Source organism: Blastococcus carthaginiensis, from assembly GCF_030731085.1.
GTDB classification, from domain to species: domain Bacteria; phylum Actinomycetota; class Actinomycetes; order Mycobacteriales; family Geodermatophilaceae; genus Blastococcus; species Blastococcus carthaginiensis.
The window spans coordinates 66066-88037 of the sequence record NZ_JASNFN010000018.1; the positions used below are offsets into that span (position 1 = coordinate 66066).

Annotated in this window: 23 protein-coding genes; 13 read left to right on the forward strand and 10 right to left on the reverse strand. The window is 76.5% G+C overall.

The features are described from left to right. Positions 1–15: 15 nt before the first annotated feature. On the reverse strand, positions 16–1236 hold the full coding sequence (gene glgC / locus QOZ88_RS14955; RefSeq protein WP_306000539.1) for a glucose-1-phosphate adenylyltransferase: 1221 nt from the start codon (positions 1234–1236) through the stop codon (positions 16–18). A gap of 157 nt (positions 1237–1393) precedes the next feature. On the opposite strand from glgC, the gene glgA reads away from it, so the two are divergent. From glgA to QOZ88_RS14990, 7 genes are all read left to right on the forward strand, one after another. Then, a complete protein-coding gene (gene glgA, locus QOZ88_RS14960; RefSeq protein WP_306000540.1) occupies positions 1394–2584 on the forward strand; it encodes a glycogen synthase in 1191 nt (396 codons plus the stop codon). 474 nt (positions 2585–3058) lie between these two features. After that, positions 3059–3469 carry a response regulator gene (locus QOZ88_RS14965; protein WP_306000541.1) on the forward strand — a complete coding sequence of 137 codons (411 nt, stop codon included), beginning with the start codon at positions 3059–3061 and terminating at the stop codon, positions 3467–3469. Between the two features lie 17 nt (positions 3470–3486). Next, positions 3487–3963: a sensor histidine kinase gene (locus QOZ88_RS14970; RefSeq protein WP_306000542.1), complete on the forward strand. Its 477-nt coding sequence runs from the start codon at positions 3487–3489 to the stop codon at positions 3961–3963. Between the two features lie 116 nt (positions 3964–4079). Beyond that, on the forward strand, positions 4080–4304 hold the full coding sequence (locus tag QOZ88_RS14975; protein ID WP_306000543.1) for a S26 family signal peptidase: 225 nt from the start codon (positions 4080–4082) through the stop codon (positions 4302–4304). Between the two features lie 256 nt (positions 4305–4560). Then, complete coding sequence (locus tag QOZ88_RS14980) at positions 4561–5538, forward strand: ABC transporter substrate-binding protein (RefSeq protein WP_306000544.1); 978 nt, start codon at positions 4561–4563, stop codon at positions 5536–5538. 13 nt (positions 5539–5551) lie between these two features. After that, positions 5552–6649, forward strand: a complete 1098-nt coding sequence (locus tag QOZ88_RS14985; protein WP_306000545.1) for a FecCD family ABC transporter permease — start codon at positions 5552–5554, stop codon at positions 6647–6649. Beyond that, complete coding sequence (locus QOZ88_RS14990; RefSeq protein WP_306000546.1) at positions 6646–7455, forward strand: ABC transporter ATP-binding protein; 810 nt, start codon at positions 6646–6648, stop codon at positions 7453–7455. Before QOZ88_RS14985 ends, QOZ88_RS14990 begins: the two co-directional genes overlap by 4 nt. A 305-nt stretch (positions 7456–7760) precedes the next feature. Here the strand turns inward: QOZ88_RS14990 and QOZ88_RS14995 are convergent, their stop codons facing one another. Next, entirely contained in the window at positions 7761–8612 is an 852-nt protein-coding gene (locus tag QOZ88_RS14995; protein ID WP_306000547.1) for a 5-oxoprolinase subunit C family protein, read from the reverse strand. Continuing rightward, positions 8613–9242 (reverse strand): 5-oxoprolinase subunit B family protein, encoded by a 630-nt coding sequence (locus QOZ88_RS15000; RefSeq protein WP_306000548.1) that lies wholly within the window; start codon positions 9240–9242, stop codon positions 8613–8615. A gap of 108 nt (positions 9243–9350) precedes the next feature. Here QOZ88_RS15000 and QOZ88_RS15005 point away from each other — a divergent pair, with 108 nt between their 5' ends. Next, a complete protein-coding gene (locus QOZ88_RS15005; protein ID WP_306000549.1) occupies positions 9351–10079 on the forward strand; it encodes an ANTAR domain-containing protein in 729 nt (242 codons plus the stop codon). Between the two features lie 4 nt (positions 10080–10083). Here QOZ88_RS15005 and QOZ88_RS15010 read toward each other — a convergent pair whose 3' ends face one another. Further along, positions 10084–10860 carry a LamB/YcsF family protein gene (locus tag QOZ88_RS15010; RefSeq protein ID WP_306000550.1) on the reverse strand — a complete coding sequence of 259 codons (777 nt, stop codon included), beginning with the start codon at positions 10858–10860 and terminating at the stop codon, positions 10084–10086. 134 nt (positions 10861–10994) lie between these two features. Between QOZ88_RS15010 and QOZ88_RS15015 the strand changes: the two genes are divergently transcribed. The 3 genes from QOZ88_RS15015 to QOZ88_RS15025 all read left to right on the forward strand — a co-directional run bounded on the left by QOZ88_RS15015 (position 10995) and on the right by QOZ88_RS15025 (position 14483). Continuing rightward, complete coding sequence (locus tag QOZ88_RS15015) at positions 10995–11144, forward strand: hypothetical protein (protein ID WP_306000551.1); 150 nt, start codon at positions 10995–10997, stop codon at positions 11142–11144. 137 nt (positions 11145–11281) lie between these two features. Further along, on the forward strand, positions 11282–12943 hold the full coding sequence (locus QOZ88_RS15020; protein ID WP_306000552.1) for a SpoIIE family protein phosphatase: 1662 nt from the start codon (positions 11282–11284) through the stop codon (positions 12941–12943). 37 nt (positions 12944–12980) lie between these two features. Further along, a complete protein-coding gene (locus tag QOZ88_RS15025) occupies positions 12981–14483 on the forward strand; it encodes a phytoene desaturase family protein (protein WP_306000553.1) in 1503 nt (500 codons plus the stop codon). 9 nt (positions 14484–14492) lie between these two features. Here the strand turns inward: QOZ88_RS15025 and QOZ88_RS15030 are convergent, their stop codons facing one another. After that, a complete protein-coding gene (locus tag QOZ88_RS15030) occupies positions 14493–15443 on the reverse strand; it encodes an SAM-dependent methyltransferase (RefSeq protein WP_406568229.1) in 951 nt (316 codons plus the stop codon). A gap of 141 nt (positions 15444–15584) precedes the next feature. Beyond that, positions 15585–17048 carry a hypothetical protein gene (locus tag QOZ88_RS15035; RefSeq protein ID WP_306000555.1) on the reverse strand — a complete coding sequence of 488 codons (1464 nt, stop codon included), beginning with the start codon at positions 17046–17048 and terminating at the stop codon, positions 15585–15587. A gap of 210 nt (positions 17049–17258) precedes the next feature. Between QOZ88_RS15035 and QOZ88_RS15040 the strand changes: the two genes are divergently transcribed. Continuing rightward, complete coding sequence (locus QOZ88_RS15040) at positions 17259–17939, forward strand: class I SAM-dependent methyltransferase (RefSeq protein ID WP_306000556.1); 681 nt, start codon at positions 17259–17261, stop codon at positions 17937–17939. Positions 17940–18039: 100 nt separating this feature from the next. Here QOZ88_RS15040 and QOZ88_RS15045 read toward each other — a convergent pair whose 3' ends face one another. Beyond that, on the reverse strand, positions 18040–18207 hold the full coding sequence (locus QOZ88_RS15045; protein WP_012947303.1) for a DUF3117 domain-containing protein: 168 nt from the start codon (positions 18205–18207) through the stop codon (positions 18040–18042). 116 nt (positions 18208–18323) lie between these two features. Beyond that, the gene (locus QOZ88_RS15050) at positions 18324–18890 is read right to left on the reverse strand and encodes a DNA-3-methyladenine glycosylase I (RefSeq protein ID WP_306000557.1); all 567 of its coding nucleotides are present in this window, start codon (positions 18888–18890) and stop codon (positions 18324–18326) included. A gap of 77 nt (positions 18891–18967) precedes the next feature. On the opposite strand from QOZ88_RS15050, the gene QOZ88_RS15055 reads away from it, so the two are divergent. After that, positions 18968–20032, forward strand: coding sequence for an NAD-dependent epimerase/dehydratase family protein (locus QOZ88_RS15055; protein WP_306000558.1), 1065 nt, complete (start codon positions 18968–18970; stop codon positions 20030–20032). A gap of 83 nt (positions 20033–20115) precedes the next feature. Here the strand turns inward: QOZ88_RS15055 and QOZ88_RS15060 are convergent, their stop codons facing one another. Next, positions 20116–20619, reverse strand: coding sequence for a hypothetical protein (locus QOZ88_RS15060; RefSeq protein ID WP_306000559.1), 504 nt, complete (start codon positions 20617–20619; stop codon positions 20116–20118). Then, positions 20619–21893 (reverse strand): molybdopterin-dependent oxidoreductase, encoded by a 1275-nt coding sequence (locus tag QOZ88_RS15065; protein ID WP_306000560.1) that lies wholly within the window; start codon positions 21891–21893, stop codon positions 20619–20621. Before QOZ88_RS15065 ends, QOZ88_RS15060 begins: the two co-directional genes overlap by 1 nt. Positions 21894–21972 lie beyond the last annotated feature (79 nt).

Here is a 21972-nt window from a genome sequence, read left to right on the forward strand (position 1 = left end):
GGCGGCCCCGGGGTCTCAGAGGTAGGCGCGGACGCCCTTGCCCAGCACGGTGATGCCGCCGGCGCTCACGTGGTAGCGCTCGCGGTCCAGCTCCTGGTCGACGCCGATCCGCGCCCCGGCCGGCACGACGACGTTCTTGTCCAGGATGGCCCGGCGGACGTGCGCGCCCTCGCCGATGTAGGCGCCGTCCATGACCACGCTGTCCTCGACCCGGGCACCGCGCTCCACGCGCACCCCCGGCGAGATCACCGAGCCGTGCACCGAGCCGCCGCCGATGATGGCGCCCGCGCTCACCATCGACTCCTCGGCGCGTCCGCCCAGCACGAACTTCGCCGGCGGGCGCTGCGGCGGCAGCGTGTAGATCGGCCACCGGTCGTTGTAGAGGTTGAACACCGGCGACACCGACACCAGGTCCATGTGGGCGTCGTAGTACGAGTCGATCGTGCCGACGTCACGCCAGTAGCCCTGGTCGCGCTCGGTCGCCCCCGGCACCACGTTGGTGGAGAAGTCGTAGACCCACGCCTCCCCGGCCTCGGCGAGCATCGGCATGATCGAGCCGCCCATGTCGTGCACCGAGCCGGGGTCCTCGGCGTCGGCGCGCAGCGCCTCCAGCAGGGCGTCGGTGGTGAACACGTAGTTGCCCATGGAGGCGAAGCTCTCCTCGGGCGAGTCGGGCAGCCCGGGCGGGTCCGCCGGCTTCTCCAGGAACCCGCGCACCTTCCCTTCGGCGTCGGAGTCGATGACGCCGAACTCGGTCGCCTCCCGCCGCGGCACCCGCAGCCCGGCGATGGTCACGCCCGCTCCGGTCTGCAGGTGCTGGTCGACCATCTGCGCCGGGTCCATGCGGTACACGTGGTCGGCCCCGAAGACGACGACGACGTCCGGGCGCTCGTCGTAGATCAGGTTGAGGCTCTGGAAGATCGCGTCGGCGCTGCCCGTGTACCAGCGCGGGCCCAGCCGCTGCTGCGCCGGCACCGGGGTCACGTAGTTGCCCAGCAGGCTGGACATCCGCCAGGTCTGGGTGATGTGCCGGTCGAGGCTGTGGCTCTTGTACTGGGTGAGGACGGCGATGTGCCGGATGTCGCCGTTCACCAGGTTGGAGAGCACGAAGTCGACGAGCCGGTAGTTGCCCCCGAAGGGGACGGCCGGCTTCGCGCGGTCCTGGGTCAGCGGAGCCAGCCGCTTCCCCTCACCGCCCGCCAGGACGATGCCGAGAACCCGTGGACCGCCGCGCATCCCCGCAACGTAGCCGCTGGACCGCGCCCCCGCCGCACGCGGCCCCGCGCTCTCTCCCCTCGGCCCCGAACGGGTGACGTGCTGGAACGGCCTCGTCCAGGGCACCGCCCCGAGCCTGCGAAGGGTGGGGAGGACGAGGTGCTCCTAGGGTGGCGCCGTGCGCATCGGGATCGTCACGCGAGAGTGGCCGCCGGACGTCTACGGCGGCGCGGGGGTGCACGTCGAGCACCTGGTGGCGGCCCTGCGCGCCCTGCCCGACGGGACCGGGGGCGGGCGGGACCTCCAGATCGACGTCCACTGCTTCGGCGGACCGCGGCCGGACGCGACCGCCCACGCCGTGCCCGCCGGGCTCTCCGAGACCAACGGCGCGCTGCAGGCGGTGGGCGTCGACGTCGGCATCGCCGCCGCGCTCGCCGGCGTCGACCTGGTGCACAGCCACACCTGGTACGCCAACACCGCCGGCCTCCTCGCCTCGCTGGTGCACGGCGTCCCGCACGTCGTCACGGCGCACTCGCTGGAACCGCGCCGGCCGTGGAAGGCCGAGCAGCTCGGTGGCGGCTACCGGCTCTCCTCCTGGGCCGAGCGCACCGCCTACCTGGCCGCCGACGCGGTCGTCGCGGTCAGCTCCGGCATGCGCGAGGACGTGCTCGCCGTCTACCCCGAGCTCGACCCGGCCCGGGTGCACGTGGTCCGCAACGGCGTCGACGCCCGGGCCTACCGGCCGCTGCCCGCCCCCGACGTCGTCCGCCGGCTCGGCGTGGACTTCGACCGGCCGTACGCGCTGTTCGTCGGGCGGATCACCCGGCAGAAGGGGCTGGTGCACCTGCTCGCCGCGGCCGACCAGCTGCCCGCCGACGCCGGTCTCGTGCTCTGTGCCGGGGCCGCCGACACCCCTGCCGAGCGGCAGCAGGTCGCCGATGCGGTCGCCGCCCTCCAGAGCCGCCGCGACGGCGTGGTCTGGATCGAGGAGATGCTGCCCCGGGAGCAGCTGGTCCCGCTCATCACGGGCGCGACGGTGTTCGTGTGCCCGTCGGTCTACGAGCCGCTGGGCATCGTCAACCTCGAGGCCGCCGCCTGCGGCACCGCCGTCGTGGCCAGCGCGGTGGGCGGCATCCCGGAGGTCGTCGACGACGGCCGCACCGGCCTGCTGGTGCCCTACGACGAGAGCGACCCGGCGGGGTTCGCCGCCGGCCTGGCGGCCCGCACCGGCGAGCTGCTGGCCGACCCGGATCGCGCCGCCGCCATGGGTGCCGCGGGCCGCGCGCGGGTGGTCGCCGACTTCGGCTGGGAGGCGATCGCCCGGCAGACGGTGGAGGTCTACGCGGGAGTCCTGGCCGCTCGGCGGTGACCGTCCGGCCGGCCGGCCGGCCGGCCGCGGCGGGCGCGGTGGGAGGCCCCTCACATCGGGGGCACGCACTCCCCACCCGTCGGCTGTCCGCGGTCCCCGGCGCGTCGAGACTCTCCGCATGGTCCCGCCCCATGGGAGGGGCATCGGAACCAACCCGCACAGGAGGACCGCATGCCGTCCCGCAGCCACTCCCCGCCCGCCCGCATGTCGCCGTGAACCAGCTCCGTTGCCGTCGGGCCACCGCTGCACGCGCCCGGGCGGGCCGCGGGGCCGTCGCCCCTGTCGTGACCCCGTAGCGGACCACCGCCCGGAGCCGACCCGACCGCCTCGGCGGCCCCGCAGGCCCGGGACGCGCCTTCCTCCGGTTGGCGCTCGGGCAACTTGGGAAGCACACTGCCAGCCGGCCGCCACCCACCGCCGCAACGCGCCGGAACCACCGACGCTCCCGGCCGTCACCTCAGGACAGGGGTGCACGTGATCCGCCTGTTGATCGCCGACGACCACACGGGGGTCCGGCTCGCGCTCGTGGACCTCTTCGGGTCCACCACCGACATCGCGGTCGTGGCCGCCTGCTCCGACGGTGACGAGGTCCTCCCGGCCGCTCGGTCCACCCGTCCGCACGTCGCCCTGCTGGACCACGTGATGCCCCGGATGACCGGCCTGGAGGCCGCGGCGCAACTCCGGGACGAGTGCCCCGACGTCAAGGTCGTCCTGCTGACCGGCACCGTGGTGTCGAGCGTGATGGCGGAGGCCAAGGCGCTGGGCGCAGCCGGTTTCCTCGCGAAGGGCGAGGACTCCGACGCCCTCACCGACCACATCCGCACCGTCGCCGACGGGGGCAGCGCCTGGCCGGAGGCTGCAGCCTGCGGAGGGGCTCGCTCCTGACGGGACCGGCTGGCGGCGTGGTGCGGACCGCCGTCGCCTCGCTGCGCCGCGTCATGCTCGACGTCTACCCCCCGGACCTCTCGGCCGACGGGCTCCCGCGGGCCCTGGACGACCTGGCCCTCCCCCTGCAAGCGCAGGGCCTGACCGTCGACGTGCGGACCGGTCCGCTGCCGCCGCTGGGCCCCCAGCAGGCCGCGACGCTGTACCGCACCGCCAAGGACTCGCTGGCCAACGTGGTCCACCACGCCCGGGCGGCCTGCGTCTGGGTGACGCTGGAGGCGGAGGGCTCCGGGCGGCGGACGGCGGTCCGGTTGGAGGTGGCCGACGACGGCGTCGGCTTCGGCCCGGCCCACCGGGGCAGACCCGACGGCCACCTGGGGCTGAAGCTCATGGCCGACCGGGTCGCCGCGCTGGGCGGCCGGCTGGAGATGGGCGACCGGCCGGGCGGCGGGGCCCGCATCGCGGTCCACCTCCCCGTCGACCACGAGGTGTGACGCGCACCCGCCCCTGAGCGGTGCCCCCCGGATGGGGGTGCGGGGATGCCCCAGGGCGCGGCTGCCGGGACGGGGTGCCGCAGGGCACCGTGGCCCCACCGCGCAGGACCGCGGCGGTGGACAGGAGCAGCCGAGATGGACGTCGCCGGGTACGGGCGCCGTGGCTGACCGCGCTCGGGCCGGTCACCGTCCCCGACGGCTCGGTCTTCCTGCTCGGCGACGAGCGGGAGGGCTCCATCGACTCCCGCGTCTTCGGACCGGTCGACGAGTCGCGGCTCCGCGGGGTGGTGCTCGCCACGACCTGGCCCCGTCCGCGCACGCTGCCCACCACGCCCTCCTGACCCGACCGGCTCCGCGCGCGGACGGCCGGGACCGCCGGCGCTGGTACCTTTCTGCCCGCCGGCTCCGCGCCGGCGGTGCAGCGGCAGCGAAGTCCGGTACGAACCCGGCGCTGTCCCGCAACTGTGAAGGCCTCCCACGGGGCCGAGCCAGATCGCCTGCCCTGCGCCGTGCATCCGACCCTCGCGGCAAGGGTCGCGCATCGAGCGTCGGACCAGCTCGGGCGACGACGCTCGCCGCCTCCCGTGGAGGCCCTCCTTGCCCGGCACATCCCCCCGCGCGGCGCGGTCGAGCGCGTCCGCCCCGTGGCGGCGCTCCCCCGCCCTCGTCGGCCTGCTGGCCGCTCCCCTGCTCGCCCTCGCCGCCTGCGGCGGGTCGTCCGGCACGGCCGCCGACGAGCCGGCCCCGTCGTCGGCCGCCGGCGAGTTCCCGGTGACGGTCACCGGCGACAACGGCGAGGTGACCCTCGAGGAACGTCCCGAGGACATCGTGTCCATGTCGGCCACGGCGACGGAGATGCTCTTCGCCATCGGTGCGGGCGACCAGGTCGAGGCCGCCGACGACAACTCGAACTACCCGGCGGAGGCCCCGACGACGGACCTGTCGGCGTTCACGCCCAACGCCGAGGCCATCGCGGGGTACGACCCCGACCTGGTGGTGCTCAGCAACGACACCAACGGCATCGTGGACGCCCTGGAGACCCTCGACGTGCCGGTGCTGCTGCTCGAGGCCGCCGAGGACCTCGACGACACCTACGGACAGATCGAACTGCTCGGCGAGGCCACCGGCCACCCGGAGGAGGCGGCCGAGGTCGTCGCCGACGTGCGCGACCGCATCCAGGCCGCCGTCGACTCCGTGCCCGCGGACGCCGCCGGGCAGCGGGTCTTCCACGAGCTCGGCCCGGAGCTCTACTCCGCGGACAGCAGCACCTTCATCGGCAGCATCTACAGCATGTTCGGCCTGGAGAACATCGCCGACGGCGCCGCGGACGCCAGCGGCGGCTACCCGCAGCTCTCGGCCGAGTACGTCGTCGACCAGGCGCCCGAGATCATCGTGCTGGCCGACACGAAGTGCTGCGGCCAGAGCGCGGAGACCGTGGCCGAGCGCCCGGCCTTCGGCAGCGTCCCCGCGGTGGTGGAGGGCCGGATCGTGGAGGCCGACGACGACGTCGTGTCCCGCTGGGGTCCGCGCGTCGCGGACTTCGCCGAGACCGTCGCCGAGGCCCTGCAGGGCTGAGGACCTCCCCGGCATGAGCACCGCAGCCCCCGGCACCCGGCCCGGCCGCACCGCGGCCGGGCCGGGCGCCGTGCGGTCGCGGCGCTCCGCACTCCTCACCGGGGCCGGTACCGTCGTCGTCCTGGGAGCGGCGGTGCTGGCCGGCGTGTGGGTCGGCGCGGTGCCGCTGCCGCCCGGCGCGGTCGTCGCGACGCTGCTCGACCGCGCCCTGGCGCCGCTGGACCTCTCCGTGCCCGGCGCGCTGGAGGGCACCCGCGCGGCGGTGCTGGTGGAGCTCCGGCTGCCGCGCGTGGTCCTCGCCTCGCTCGTCGGCGCCGCGCTCGCCGTCGCCGGCGCCGCCTACCAGGGCGTGTTCCGCAACCCGCTCGCCGACCCCTACCTCCTGGGGGCGGCGGCCGGGGCCGGCCTGGGCGCCACCCTGGTGATCGCCTACGCACCCGGGCAGCACGTCGGCCCGGTCGGGGTCGTCCCGCTGGCCGCCTTCGTCGGGGCGCTCGTCGGGGTGGGCTGCGCCCTGGCCCTGGGTCACGTCGCCGGCGGCTCGCAGAGCGCGTCGCTGCTGCTGGCCGGTATCGCGGTCGCCGCGTTCCTGGCGGCGGCGCAGACGCTGGTGCAGCAGCAGAACACCGACGACCTGCGGGAGATCTACGGCTGGCTCCTCGGGAACCTGGGCGGCGCCCAGTGGTCCGACGTCGGCCTGGTGCTGCCCTACCTCGGGGTGGCGGTGGGCACGCTGCTGCTGTGCGCCCGCCCGCTGGACGTGCTCGCCGTGGGCGACGACGAAGCCCGGTCGCTGGGCGTGCACCCCGGCCGGCTGCGGCTGCTCGTGGTGGTCGCCGCCTCGCTGGCCACCGCGTCCGCCGTCGCGGTCAGCGGGCTGATCGGCTTCGTCGGGCTGGTCGTGCCGCACATCGTCCGGCGGCTGGTCGGCGCCGCGAACGCCCGGGTGCTCCCGGTGTCCCTGCTGGCCGGTGGGGCGTTCCTGGTGCTCGCCGACCTGCTCGCCCGCACCGTCCTGTCCCCCGCGGAGCTGCCGCTGGGGGTGGTGACCGCGTTCGTCGGCGCCCCGTTCTTCGCGGGCCTGCTGTGGGCGGGGGCGCGACGGCGGTGAGCGGGCAGGCAGCGGCCCCGCCTCCCACCGGCGGCGCGCGGGTCGAGGTGATCGGCCTGGATGCCGGCTACGGACGGCGTCCGGCGCTCTCCGCCGTCCGGTTCACCGTGGCCGCCGGCGGCTGGCTCGGCATCATCGGCCCCAACGGGTCGGGCAAGTCCACGTTGCTGCGCTCGGTGCTGGGGCTGCACCCCCACGAGGGCCAGGTGCGCATCGACGGGCTGCCCCTCACCGGCATGCCGCGCCGCGACCGCGCCCGCCTGCTGGCCTACGCCCCGCAGCTCCCGGTGCTGCCCGAGGGCATCAGCACGCGGGACTACGTCCTGCTGGGGCGCACCCCGCACCGCCCGCTGCTGGCCGCACCCCGCCGGGTGGACCGGGAGGTCGTCGCCGACGTCATGGGGCGGCTCGAGCTCGACGGGCTCGCCGACCGGGCCGTGGTCACCCTCTCCGGCGGGGAGCAGCAGCGCGCAGTCCTCGCGCGGGCGCTGGCCCAGCAGCCGCGGGTGCTGCTGCTCGACGAGCCGACCGCCGCCCTCGACCTCGGCCACGCCCAGCAGGTGCTCGACCTGCTCGACCGGTTGCGCCGGCAGGACGGGCTCACCGTGGTGAGCACGCTGCACGACCTCACCCTCGCCGGGCAGTACGCCGAACGGCTCACGCTGCTCGCCGAGGGGCGGGTGGTCGCCGAGGGGAGCCCGGCGGAGGTGCTCACCGCCGCGGTGCTGTCGGAGCACTACGGCGCCCGCGCGCGCATCGTCCCGGGACCGCACGGCCCCGCTGTCCTCCCCGTGCGCGGCGCCTGAGCCGGTCGGGGCCCTGTGCGGCTTCGAGGCGCTCCCGGTCACCCTCCGCCGGTTCCTCGATGATCAGGTCACCTGGTCGTCCGGGGTCCTGGCTCACGGTCGACGGTGAGCCAGGACCCCGCCCGGTGAGCCAGGACGCCATCGGCCGGACCGCCACCGGCTCCACCGGTGAGCGCGCCGCGCCGAAGCGCACCTCGCGCGGGGGGGGGGGGGGGGGCCCCCCCCCCGGCGCCGCCCCCCCCCCCCCCCCCCCCCCGCCCGGTGAGCCAGGACGCCATCGGCCGGACCGCCACCGGCTCCACGGGTCAGCGCGCCGCGCGGAAGCGCACCACGTCCCCGGGCCGCAGCTGCGCGGCCGGCGGCTGGTCCGCGGTGACGACGACGGCGAGCACCGGGTAGCCACCGGTGACCGGGTGGTCGGCCAGGAACAGCACCGGGGCCCCGTCCGGCGGCACCTGCAGGGCGCCGGGCACCAGCCCTTCGCTGGCCAGCTCGTCGTCGCGGGCCCGGGCGAGCCGGGGGCCGGCCAGCCGCAGGCCCACCCGGTCGCTGTCGGCGCCCACCTCCCAGGCCCCCGCGAGCAGGGCCGGCCACGCGGCCTCGTCGAACCAGTCCCGCCGCGGACCGGGCAGCACCCGCAGCACCGGCCGCTGCGGCGGCGCGGCCACGGGGGCGACGTCCACGAGCGGCTCCTCCCCCGCCAGCCCGCCGACCGGCAGCCGCATCCCCGCCGTCAGCACGGCCGGACCGAGGCCGGACAGCGTGTCGGTGCTGCGCGACCCCAGCACCGGCGGGACGTCGATGCCACCCCGCACCGCGAGGTAGCTGCGCAGCCCCGCCGTCGGGGTCCCGAGCCCCAGCACGGCGCCGGGTCGCAGCGTGGTGGGCGCGGCGAACGGCGCCGGCCGCCCGTCGACGACGACGGGGACGGGCGCACCGGTGACCGCCACCAGCAGGGTGCGCTCGGCGCGCACCCGCAGCCCCCCGGCCGTCGCCTCGAGGACCGCGGCCGCGGGCTCGTTGCCCACGAGCCGGTTGGCCAGCGCCGCCGCCGGCCGGTCCGCCGCGCCGGAGCGCGGCACGCCGATCGATGCCCAGCCGGTCCGGCCGGCGTCCTGCACGGTCGCGAACGGGCCGGGCGTGAGCACGGTGAGCACTCAGCCCACCACCCGGAAGCGGACCGCCGTGCCGGGCGCGAGGAGCGCCGGGGGGTCCCGGTCGACGTCGAAGAGCACCGCGTCGGTGCGCCCGACCAGCTGCCACCCACCGGGGGACGCCCGGGGGTAGACCCCGGCGTACGGGCCGGCCAGCGCCACCGAGCCGGCCGGCACCCGGGTGCGCGGGGTGGCCCGGCGCGGCACGTGCAGGTCTGCCGGGAGCCCGGTCAGGTAGCCGAAGCCGGGCGCGAAGCCGCCGAAGGCCACGGTGAGCGCGGCGCCGGTCAGCGCGGCGACGACGGCCTCCTCCGTGCGGCCGGTGTGCCGGGAGACCTCGGTCAGGTCCGGCCCGTCGAACACCACCGGCACCACCACGGGGCCGGGGGCCGGTTCCCCGTCCGGGACGGCGGGGGCCAGCCCGCGCAGGGCGGCCACGTCGCGGTCGGTCACCGGCCGGTCGAGCACGACCAGGACGGTGCGCGCGGCGGGCACCAGGTCCACCTGCCCGGCCAGCGGGGCGGCGAGCAGCGCGGCGCGCAGGCCCGGCACGTCGGCGGGGTCGGCGACCTCGACGAGCACCGCGCGATCGCCGTAGACCGTCGCGCGGCGGAGGCCCTCGCTGCCCGTCACCGCACCATGATCGGGCACCGGTCACCGCCCCGGCCCTGCGGATGGTCCGGGTCGGGGAGGCGACGCGGCGCGGGATGTGGATCCCGGTGTGCGGGCGGACAATCGGGTGTGACCATCGCGAGGCGGTTCGATGCGGCGCTCGCGCAGCACCACGACCCCGCGCTGGCCGGGCCCGAGGCCCTGCCGCAGCGGCTCAGCCGGGCCTCCGCGGAGGTGCTCGGGGTCGACGGCGCCGGTCTGACCCTCGTCGACGGCAGCGGCCGGCGGATCCCGCTGGGCGCCAGCGGTCCGGAAGCCGCCGGTGCCGAGCGCATGCAGTTCACCGCCGGCGAGGGGCCGTGCGCGACCGCCGAGGCCACCGGCCAGCCGGTGTTCGCCGTCGAGGAGGACCTCCGGCGCCGCTGGCCGCTGTTCGCCGACCTGCTGCTGGGTGGCACGCCCTTCCGCGCCGTCGTCGCCCTGCCGCTGCGCCCGGGACCCGCCGGACCGGGGGCGCTCGACCTGTTCTTCACGCAGCCGGCCGACGTCGCCGCGCTCGACGTCTTCGAGGCGGTCGCGGTGGGGGAACTGGTGACGTCGGCGCTCAGCGACGCCGCGCTGTGGTCGACCTGGACGCCCGCGGCGGGGCCGGACTGGCTGCACGGGCCGGCACCGAGGCAGCGGGCAGCGGTGTGGGAGGCGGTGGGCGAGCTCAGCGTGGCCCTCGACGTCGACCCGGCGGAGGGGCTGGCCCTGCTCCGCACCGACGCCTACACGTCGGGGCGGTCCGTCGACGCGGTCGCCGCCGACCTGCTCGGCGGCCGCCGCTCGCTGGAGGATCTGCGCCCGGCCGACTGACCGGTCATCCCGTGAACGGCCCGACCCGCAGCCCGGCCGCCTGCAGCGCCGTCCGCACCGACCGCGCGAGGTCCACCGCACCCGGGGTGTCCCCGTGCACGCACACCGAACCCACCTCCACGCGCACCGGGCTGTCGTCCACGGCGACCACGGTGCCCTCGGTGGCCATGCGCACCGCTCGCTCGGCCACCGCGGCCGGGTCGTGCACCAGCGCGCCCTCCGACCCCCGCGGCACGAGCGTGCCGTCGGGGGCGTAGCCGCGGTCGGCGAACCCCTCCGCCACGGTCGGCAGGCCGGCGTCCACCGCAGCGCGCAGCAGGAGCGAGCCGGGCAGGCCGAGGACGGTCAGCCCGGGGTCGTAGTCGGTGACCGCCTCGACGACGGCGCGCGCCTGCGCCGCGTGGTGCACCACGGCGTTGTAGAGGGCGCCGTGCGGCTTGACGTAGGCGACCCGACCCGCGCACGCCCGCGCCACGCCGTCCAGCGCGGCCAGCTGGTACAGCACGTCGGCGGCCAGCTCGCCCGGCGCCACGTCGACGAACCGCCGCCCGAAGCCGGCGAGGTCCCGGTAGGACACCTGGGCCCCGATCGCCACCCCCGCGGCGACGGCGGCGGTGCACACGCGGCGCATCGTGACCGGGTCCCCGGCGTGGAAGCCGCAGGCCACGTTGGCGCTGCTCACGACCTCCAGCAGCGCGTCGTCGTCGCCCAGGCGCCAGACGCCGAAACCCTCCCCCAGGTCGGCGTTGAGGTCGATGCGGGGAGCGCCGGGTGCGGTCACGCGCGCAGTCTCGCACCGGTTCGGCGGCCCCGGCGCTGCACCGGCAGGGGAGCCGCCGAGGTGAACCTGCTGACCCACGACGAGGCCCCGCACGAGATGGACCTCGGGTGGCACCTCACCGCGGAGCAGCTGCTGTGGCGCCCCGAGCTGCAGGAACCCGAGCGAGCTCCAACGGGCAGGACAACGTGCGCTACCGCGCGGGCGTCAAGCGGACGGCGGTCGCGCGGCTGCGGCAGCTCATCGCCCGGCGCGCGCCCTGGCTGGACGTCCGTTACGCGTTCTGACGGCGACATGTCGCCGTGTCGACATGATCACACGTCGACGGTCCGTACCGGCGCCCTCACCGCGCGCGTGTGAGAAGCTGCTGCCCGAGGCGGAGCGCGGACGACCCGTCGGGGAACGTCATGCTCGAGGGGGAACCATGCCCGGGACAGGTCCGGTGCTGCCTGCGGACGCTCTCCTGGCCGCCCTGGCGGACACGGTGGTCGTCGCCGACGGCGAAGGACGCATCGCCTACGTGAGCCCCTCGGTCACGAGGTTGCTCGGGCACGACCCGGCCGCGGTCACGGGCCTCCCGCTGCAGGTGCTGATGCCCGAACGACTGCGCCACGGCCACACCGAGGGCTTCTCGCGGTACCGCGCGACGGGCGACGGGAAGCTCGTCGGTGCGACCACGCGGGTACCTGCCCTGCATGCGGCCGGGCACGAGGTGCCGGTCGACCTGACGCTGTCCCGCCTGACGCCGGCCGTCGGCGAGGAGACGGATGCCCTCGTGGTCGCCGTCCTCCGGGACGCCAGCACCACCATCCTGCTGGAGCGGCAGTTCGAGATCAGCCGCTACCTGGCCGCGACGCTGCGGATCACGGCGGCGCTGACGGAGGCCCCGGACGCCGACGTCGCCTTCGCCGAGCTGCTGCCCACGCTCTGCACCGAGCTGGACTGGGACGCCGCCCAGCTGTGGCAGCCGGACGGCGACGGGAGCCGGCTGGTGCACGCCGGCACCTGGACCGCTCCGGGCGCGACGGTTCCCGCGCTGGAGGCCGACGCCGCCGGGCGCACCTTCCGGCGGGGCGAGGGACTGCCCGGCGAGGCCTGGCAGCAGCGCGCGACCGTCAGCGTCGAAGACTTCTCCGACGAGCGCGCGGTCGTCCGCGTGCAGGCCGCGCGGGACGACGGGCTGCGCACCGGCGTGGCGTTCCCGGTGTTCAGCGGCGACATGCTGCTCGCCGTCTGCGAGCTGTTCTCCACCACGCACCGGCCGGTACCGCCCGAGCTGACCGAGGTGCTCTCCCACGCCGGCCGGCAGATCGGCCAGTTCCTCGCGCGGCTGCGCGCCGAGTCGGTGGTGCGCGAGCTTGCCGACACCCTGCAGCGCAGCCTGCTCCCCTCCCACCTGCCGACGATCCCCGGGGTGGAGCTCGCGGCCACGTACCGGGCCGGCGGCGGGACCGCGCTCGTCGGCGGTGACACCTACGACGTCATGCCCCTGCCCGACGGCCGGTGGATGGTCCTCATCGCCGACGTGTGCGGCACCGGGGCGGAGGCGGCCGCCGTCACCGCGGTCACCCGGCACACCGCGCGGGCCGCGGCGGCCACCGGCAGCGCCGCCGGGATCCTGGGCGCGGTGAACGCCGCCCTCCTGCACGAGCAGGGCAGCGCACCGCTGCGGTTCGTCACCGCCTGCTGCCTGGTGCTGGAGCCGGCCGCGCGGGGTTCCCGGCTGCGCCTCAGCGTGGCCGGCCACCCGCTGCCGCTGGTTTCCGGGCCGGACGGCGACGCCCGCGCGATCGGGACCGCCGGCCGCCCGCTCGGCATCGACGCCGACCTGGAGCTGGGCGAGACCTCGCTGGACCTGCCGCCGGGGGCCACGCTCGTGCTCTACACCGACGGGGTCACCGAAGCCCGGGACGACGCCGGTCGGCAGTTCGGGGAGGACGCGCTGCTCCGGGTGGTCGCCGGCGCCCCGGTCGCCGACGCGGAGGCCATCGTCGCCGCGGTCTCCGACGCGGTCGAGCGGCAGCTCTCCGGATCCCGCCACGAGCCCGACGACCTCGCCGTGCTGGCGCTCTCCGTCCCGCGCTGAGCCCGGTCCGCACGGCGGCGCTGGCTACGGTGGGCCGGTGGCGCGCGTGGTGGTCGTGGGAGCCGGGCTCGGCGGCCTGTCCGCCGCGGCGCGACTGGCGGCCCTCGGCCACGCCGTCACCCTCGTGGAGCAGGCCGCCACCGTCGGCGGGAAGCTCGGCCGGCTCGCCCACGACGGGCACGCCTTCGACACCGGGCCGAGCCTGGTCACCCTGCCGCAGGTGTACCGCGACCTGTTCGCCGCGACCGGCGGCCGGCTCGAGGACGCCGTCGACCTGGTCCGCCTGGACCCGGCGGTCGGCTACCGGTTCGCCGACGGCACCCGGCTGACCGTGCCCGGGCGCGCGGACGCCGTGCCCGCGGCCCTCGACGAGGCGCTGGGCCCCGGCGCCGGCGCGCAGTGGGCCGCGCTGATGGAGCGGGCTGCCGCGATGTGGCGGATCAGCGAGCAACCGTTCCTGCGCACCCCGCTGGCCGGTGCGACGACGCTGGCCCGGCTGGCCCGCCGCCCGGCCGACGTCGCCGCGATCGCGCCCTGGCAGTCGCTGCGCGGTCTCGGCCGGCGCCACCTGGCCCATCCCCACCTGCGCACGCTGCTGGACCGCTACGCCACGTACTCCGGCTCCGACCCCCGCCGCGCACCGGCGGTGCTGGCGACCGTCCCGTACGCCGAGCAGGCCTTCGGCTCCTGGTACGTGCGGGGCGGGCTGCACCGGCTCGGGCCGGCGGTGCTCGACCGGGCCCTCGCGCACGGCGCCGTGCTGCGCACCGGGTGCACGGCGCGGCGGGTCCTCGTGGCCGGTGGCCGGGTCGCCGGCGTGGAGCTCGCCGACGGCGAACGGCTGCCCGCCGACGTCGTCGTCTCGGGGGTCGACGCCACGGCCCTGCACGCCGGCCTGCTCGCGCCGGACCCCCGCACGCGGCGGGTCCGGCGGGACCTGGCCCGCGCCACGCCCTCGCTGTCGGGGTTCGTGCTGCTGCTGGCGCTGCGCGGCCGGACCCCGGGGCTGGACCACCACACCGTCCTCTTCCCCGCGGACTACGACGCGGAGTTCGACGCCGTCTTCGGCACCGGACGCCACGCGGGCCGGCCTTGCCCCGTCACCGATCCGACCGTCTACGTCAGCGCGCCCGACGACCCCGCACTGGTGCCCGACGGCGACAGCGAGTCGTGGTTCGTGCTGGTGAACGCGCCGCGGCACGACCCGGTGCACGGGGTGGACTGGGACACCCCGGGGCTGGCCGAGGGGTACGCCGACCGGGTGTTCGACGTCATGGCCCGGCGCGGGCTCGACGTCCGGGACCGGCTGCGCTGGCGGGTGGTGCGCACGCCGGCCGACCTGGCGCGCGGTACCGGCAGCGTGGGCGGGTCGATCTACGGCAGCTCCAGCAACGGCTCGCGCGCGGCGTTCCTGCGCCCGGGCAACGCCTCCCGCGTCCCCGGGCTGTTCCTGGTGGGCGGTTCGGCGCACCCCGGCGGCGGGCTGCCGCTGGTCGGGCTCTCTGCCGAGATCGTGGCCGGGCTCGTCGGCCCTGCCTGAGGCCGGCGGTCAGGTGGGCCGGACCGCCGTCACGGCGACGAGGGGCGCACCCGGTGCGATCCGCCGGGGCTCCCGCGGCCGCAGGCCGGCGCTGCGCAGCCCGGTCGTGAGGTCGTCGACCGCCGGCAGCGACATGTCGCCCTGCTGCGCCCGCAGGAGCAGGTCGAAGTGGCGGCTGAACAGCTGCGGCGTCGCCACCGTCGTGACCACCAGCAGCGTCCCTCCGGGTGCGAGCCGGCCGGCCACGTCGGCGAGCAGGGCGGGTCGCTCCTCCACCGGGACGTAGTAGACGACGTTCGCCAGCAGCGCGAGGTCGAACGGGCGGTCGTCGGCCAGCCGCCGGACGTCGTCCTGCACGATCGTCGCCCGGCCCCCGAGGCCGCGCTGCTCCAGCGTCCGCCGGGCGAGCGCCGCGGCGTCGGCGTCGGCGTCCACCCCCACCCCCTCCGCCCGGGGCGCCGCGGCCAGCACCGTGGCCAGCTGCAGCCCCGCGCCGCAGCCGACGTCGAGCACCCGCCGCGGGGACACCGCGGCCACCACGTCCCGCAGGACGTCGTCGACGAACGGCTCGAAGGCCGCCGAGACGCGTGCGATGACCGCCCCCTGCTCGGCGACGTCCCGCCGCCGGGGCCCGCCCGCGAGGAGTTCCCCGAGGTGGCGGTAGAGCCCGGTGTGGAACCCGGCGAACGCCTCGTAGGAGGCCCGGACCAGGTCGTCGCCCACCACGGCCCGTCCGGCGTCCGCCAGGTACCAGCGCCCGGCGTCCTCCCGGACCAGCCCGGCGGCGGCCAGCACCTGCAGGAAGGCGCCCAGCAGCTGCTCGTCGGGCACCCCGAGGCGACGGGCGAGATCGGGCGTGCCCGCCGCCCCGGTCGCGACCGCGTCGAGGACCCCGGTGGCCAGGCCGGCCGCGCCCAGGTGCAGCCGGACGGCGGCCTGCCCGTCGCGCGTGGCGCGCAGGCGGGCGCGGGCGTTGCCGGTCCGCAGGACGGTCAGCAGGGTCCGTGCGCCGAACAGCTGTGGCATCTGCGCTCCCACCGGTGGGCCGGGCCCCACTGTGGCGCGCCGGCGCGCTGGGCACCAGCACCTGCCCGACGCCGGTCAGCCCCGGGCGGCGCCGTAGCCGAGCAGCGCGGCCAGCCCGAGTGCGCTGCGCGGCTGGTAGGCCGCGCGCCACAGCCCGCCGTGCGCCGCCTCGTAAGCCTCGTCCTGCCACGGGTGCTCCTGGACCGGACCGCCGCCGGTGTGCAGGTCGTGCACCAGCAGCGCGGCCATGAGCACGTTCGAGGTGGCCGGCTCGAAGATCTCCACGCCGAACCGGTGGGCGCCGGCGTAGGCCGCGGCCAGCGCCCGGTTCTTCACCACCGACCGGGTGCGCGTGGGCGGGGCGACGTTCATCGACACCGTGCTCCCCGCGGCGCGCGCGACCGTGGCCCGCCACCGCTGCAACCGCTTGGCCAGCGCGTAGTTGGGCCCCTGCTGGGCGACCAGGCTGTCGGCGATGCCCGGGTCGGTGCCGGGCACGTAGGCGCGCTGCAGCAGCCGGCCGCCCGAGACCGTCCGCAGCGGGCGGCCCAGCAGCTTCGCCGTGCGCGTGCGGCGGGAGTACGCCTCGACCGACTGGGCCACCGCGTCGGCGGGGACGGCGAAGACGTCGGTCGGCGTGGCCAGGAACGCCAGGGCGAGCTCCGGCCGCTCCCCCACCAGGCGCACGGTGAGCGCGTCCACCGCCGTCGAGACCCGCACGTTGGTGGCGCCGTCGGCGTAGACGTAGTTGCCGAGCACGAGGTCGCCCGTCAGCCCGGCCGTCCAGTCGGCGACCGCCGGCACCTCGGCGATCAGGTCCGCGCCGGCGCGCGCCGGGTCCGGCTCCGCACCCGGCTCCTCCACCGGCACCAGCAGGGTGCCCGCGCCCCCGCGGGCGATGTCGAGCACCCGCTCCCAGAGCGGCGCCCGGGGCAGGTCCACGCCGGCGACGCGGGCTCCCCAGCGCAGCAGCGCGGTGAGCGGCCCCATCTCGGCACCGGCTCCCAGGACCACCACGGTGCGGCCCGGCAGCGACAGCCACTCCGGGTGCGCGGCGACCGCGCGCACCGCCTCCGCGCACGAGGGCTCCACGACGCCGGCGGCGACCCAGTCGTCCAGGCGGCGCAGCAGCGCGTCCCCCCGCAGCCGCCCGCCGCGGAACGGCAGCGACAGCTCCCGCTCCGGCTCGGCGGTGCCGGTGATCTCCGCCGTGTGCAACGCGCGGCCGGCGGGTGCGGTGGTCAGCTCCGCGAGCCCGGTCTCCCCCTCGGGTCCCGCCACCCGCATGCGCGCGTGCAGGGAGGTCAGCCCGGCGTCCGCGATGGACCGCGCCGCAGCGGGCGAGGGCAGGCCTGCCTCGACCAGCCGGCGGAAGTGCGTCAGGTACCCCGCCCGCCAGGTGGTCTCGCGCTCGGCGGCCAGCGCGCCGGCGGCGTCGACGGGGCGCAGCGCGTCCGCGACGACGGCCCGACCCAGGGCCGCCGTGCTCCGCCGGCCGTCCGTCCCCGCGGGGAACACGACCCCCCGGTCCTCGCTCATGCGCCCTGCTCCATCGGCCCAGCTTCTCCCGGCTCCCCGGGCGCGGCCAGCGCAGGTCACCCCGGGGACCCGATCGGGTCGTCCGGAGCGCCACTGGGTTGAGTACGTCCGATTCTGGCTATGCCCACCCGCACCCACCGCCCTCCTGCCGCCCGCCCGCGCCGGGAGGGCGGTCGGCCCCGTCCACCGCGCCACGGAAGCGAGCCCGCCATGCCCCCTGCAGCCACCGACCTCTACGCGGCGGCCCTGCAGTCCGCGGGGACCGCGGACGCCCCCGCACCCGAACCGTGGTCGGTGCGGGACTTCGACGGCCGCACCTACTCGCTCGCCGGTGCCCTGGAGCGGTGGACCGGTGACGCGGACGAGGTCGACCGCCGCTTCCTGGCGCGGGCCCGGGGCACCGTCCTCGACGTCGGCTGCGGCCCGGGGCGGCTGGCCGCGGAGCTGACCCGCCGTGGGGTGCACGCGCTCGGCGTCGACATCTCGCCGACGGCGCTGAAGCTGGCCCGCCGCTCGGGCGCCACGGTGATCCGGCGGTCGGTCTTCGAGCCCGTCGTCGCAGAGGGGCTGTGGGGGACGACGCTGCTGGCCGACGGGAACATCGGCATCGGCGGGAACCCCACCGCGCTGCTGCGCCGCTGCCGGGTCATCGTCGCCCCCGGCGGCCTGGTGCTGGTGGAGACCGAGGGCCCTGGTGCGGGCCAGCGCACGACCCGCCTGCGGCTGGAACGGGCCGGCGAGGTGAGCTCCTGGTTCGACTGGGCGCACGTGGGGTGCGACGCCATCGAGCGGATCGCCACCGGGGCCGGGCTGGCGCTCGTGGACTCCTGGGAGGACGGCGGCCGCTGGTTCGCCGCGCTCCGCCGCCCGCCGGTTCCCGGCGCCGCCTGAACACGTGGGACGACCCGGCCCCGGTCGACGGCGAGCTGCCGCCGGCCGGGGCCGGGCCGTGCCCTGCGCGCGGCCGCCCGGAGGCGGCCCTGCGCCGAGATCAGCTGGTGGCGCCCTTCAGCGCCTCCGAGAGCGCGGCCGCCTCGTCGGGCGACAGCTCGACGACCAGACGCCCGCCACCTTCCAGCGGTACCCGCATGACCAGGCCGCGCCCTTCCTTGGTGACCTCGAGGGGACCTTCACCCGTGCGCGGCTTCATGGCCGCCATGCGTGCCTCCTTCGCCAGCCGCACGCCTGCCTCTTCTGGCAGGCGTGCGGTGTCCGATGCTGTGAGCTGCGGGGCAATGATCCCGCATGCGTGCGTTCCGTCCAACACGAGGCCCGTCAGGGTGACGTCGCGTCGTCCTCCGGCAGCGACGCGCGGAAGCAGCCGGTGACGTGGTCGTCGACCATCCCGGTCGCCTGCATGAGCGCGTAGGCCGTGGTCGGGCCGACGAAGACGAAGCCGCGCCGCTTGAGCTCCCGGGCCATGGCGACCGACCCGGGGCTCGTCGCGGGGACGTCGGCGAGCGTCGCCGGGCGGGCGCGCGGGCCCGGCGGCGCGAAGGACCAGAGCAGCTCCGACAGCCCCCCGGGGAGTTGCTGCGCCGCCCGCGCGTTGCCGATCGCCGCATCGATCTTGGCGCGGTTGCGGACGATGCCCGCGTCGGCCAGCAGCCGGGCCCGGTCCTCGTCGGTGAACGCGGCCACGGCGTCGATCGCGAACCCGTCGAACGCGGCCCGGAACGCCGGCCGCTTCCGCAGGATCGTGATCCAGGACAGCCCCGACTGGAACGCCTCGAGGCACAGCCGCTCGAACAACGCGTCGTCGCCGTGCAGCGGCACCCCCCACTCCTCGTCGTGGTAGGCGACGTACTCGGGGGCGCTCGTGGCCCAGGCGCAGCGCAGCACGCCCCGGACGCTAGCGCCGGCCACCGACGTCCCGGCCGGGCAGCGGCGCCGGCCCCGCGCCAGTAGCGTCCCGGCTCGTGCGCGTCCTCGTCACCGGCGGTGCCGGATTCATCGGATCGGCCGTCGTCCCCGCCTTCCGGGACGCCGGCCACGAGGTGCGCGTGCTCGACGCCCTGCTGCCCGCCGTCCACCCCGACTACCCCGACGGGCCCCCGGTGCCCGAAGAGGTGGAACTGCTCGTCGGCGACGTGCGCGACGCGGCGGCGGTCGACCGCGCGCTGGACGGCGTCGACGCGGTCTGCCACCAGGCCGCGATGGTCGGCCTGGGCGTGGACGTGCAGGACATGCCCGCCTACGCGGGCATCAACGACCTCGGCACCGCGGTGCTGCTCGCGGCGATGGCCCGCGCCGGCACCGGCCGGCTGGTGCTCGCCAGCTCGATGGTCGTCTACGGCGAGGGCCGCTACTCCTGCCCCGAGCACGGGCCGGTCCCGGCCGCCCCCCGCCGTCGCGCCGACCTCGACGCCGGCCGCTTCGAGCCGCCCTGCCCCCGCTGCGGCCGGCAGCTGGGCTGGGACCTCGTCACCGAGGACGACGTCCCGGACCCCCGCAACACCTACGCCGCCACCAAGCTCGCCCAGGAGCACCTCTCGGCCGCGTGGGCAGGCACGACCGGCGGCAGCGTCGTCGCGCTGCGGTACCACAACGTGTACGGCCCGCGGATGCCCCGGGACACCCCCTATGCCGGCGTCGCGTCCATCTTCCGCAGCGCGCTGGAGTCCGGCCGGGCACCCGCGGTGTTCGAGGACGGCGGCCAGCAGCGGGACTTCGTGCACGTCTCGGACGTGGCCGCGGCCAACCTCCGGGCCCTGGAGCACCCGCCCGCGGAGTCCTCCCTGCGGGCCTACAACGTCGCGTCGGGGCGACCGCACACCGTGGGCGACATGGCCCGGGCCCTCGCCGACGCCATGGGCGGCCCGGAGCCGGTGGTGACCGGCGAGTACCGGCTCGGCGACGTGCGTCACGTGGTGGCCGGCCCCGCCCGGGCAGAGGCCGAGCTGGGGTTCCGCGCGCAGGTCGACTTCCTCGACGGCATGCGCGAGTTCGCCACCGCGCCCCTGCGCCCGGCACCGCGCGGCTGAGCTGGGCCCGTACCCCCACACCGCCGGCGACACGTTCGCGTCGACGGCGGACCACACCGAGGCGACGTCCAGGGTGCAGCACTCTAGGAGCCGGGGGCGTTGGGGCCTGCGGCCTGCGGCCGGTGCGGTGCCGGCGCCCGCCTCAACCGGACGGCGTAGCAGAGGGCGGACAGGCCGAACAGCGCGGCCGTGACCAGCAGCCAGCGGTCCAGATAGGGCTCGATGGGCATGCCCGTGATCCCCGTGTAATTCGGGCTGAGCCGGAAGATCAGCGGGAAGAAGAAAACCAGCAGCAGCCCCGAGACGGCCGACGGCACCCGCACGAAGTTGATCCAAGGTGCGCGCGGCAGCTCCGTGGCGGGACCGCGCCACCGCCGCCAGGCGCGGATCAGCCCACGGTCGACGACGGTGTACAGCGGCAGCAGGACGAAGTCGTGGACGACAGCGGACCCGACCAGCCACACGGCGATGCCGATCGGGTTGGCCGGGAACAGTTTCAGCGCGGCGTAGCCGGCCACGGCCAGACTGACCAGCAGCGCCAACAGGTGGAGGGGATGCGCGCCGTAGCGCGCCCGGAAGCCGCGCATCACGACACGTGGAAGGTCATCCGGCTGACCCACTTGGTGTTGTGGACCCCCGGGTTGTTCGGCACGATCACCCGGGCCGGGTAGCCGTGGTCGAGCGAGAGGTCGGCGCCGTTGACCCCCAGGGCCAGCAGGCTGTCGGGATCGAGGATCTGGTTGCGCCGGAGGCTGGCGGCGCCGAACGAGCCGCCCTGCTGCAGTGACTCGACGCGCACGTACGCCGGCTCGGGGACACCGGCCAGCTCGGCCAGGTCACGCAGCCGCACACCGACCCAGGCCTGGTTCGTCGTCGACCAGCCCTCGACGCAGGCGATCGGCAGGTGCGAGGTGTGCTGGGTCATCGCCAGGAGGTCATCGCGGGTGAGGGTCGTCGGCGACCCTCCGCCGCGCAGGGTCAGCCGCCAGCTGCTGCCGGTGTCCGACTCGCTGATCCCGCGGTACTCCGCCGTCTTGTTGACCTGGAAGCCGTTGGGGCCGGAGCCCAGGTCCTGGCCGCGCGGCGCCAGCAGTGCGGTGGACCGCAGCGCACCCCCGATGCTCTGCCCCGCCGTGAGCAGCAGAACCGCCAGCGAGCCGGCGCCGACCAGGCCGAGGGCTCCGCGCCGCGAGATCGTCGGCCGGGCCGGATCGGCGCTGACCAGCTCGTCCGGGTCGGGGGACTCGGGCGCGGTGTGGGCGGTGTCGGTGCGCAACTCGTCACGGAGCCGCCGCGAGCGCAGCGGGGCGACCATGACGCGGATCTTCAGGCCGATGTGCACGGCGAGCGCCGCGATGAACACCCAGGCCCCGTAGAAGTGCATCGTGTAGAAGGACGCCGGGAAGACGTACCAGTACTGGATGTTCAGCAGCCCGGTGACGAACTCGAAGACCGCGCTGCCGACGAGCAGCGCGATGGAGATCCGCTCGATGAACTGAGCGGGCGATCTGACCGGTGGCCACTCGAACAGCTTGTGGATGACCGACCAGAGCTTGCCGAGCAGGACCGGGATGAGGACGAGCCCGAGGATGACGTGGGTGCCCTGCGTCACCCGGTACAGCCAGTAGGGCTCGGTGGGCCAGTCGAACAGGTAGAACCCGAAGAGCCCCTTGCCCGGGGTCATGTCGTTGCCGGGCAGGTCGGGGTTGTAGGCGGCGTAGGACAGCAGTCCGGTGACGAACACGATCGGCAACCCGACGAGCAGCACGAGGCTGAGCACCGCGGTGAGCCAGGGCCCGCGCACCGGGCTGCGCCAGTTCTCGCGCCGGAACGGGCCCGGCAGCGCATGCTGCCCGGTCACCCGCCGCCCTCCCGCCGTTCCGTGCTGCGATGCGCCGGCCGCTGCCTGGCCGTCGGGGCGATCGGCCATCGGGCTCACG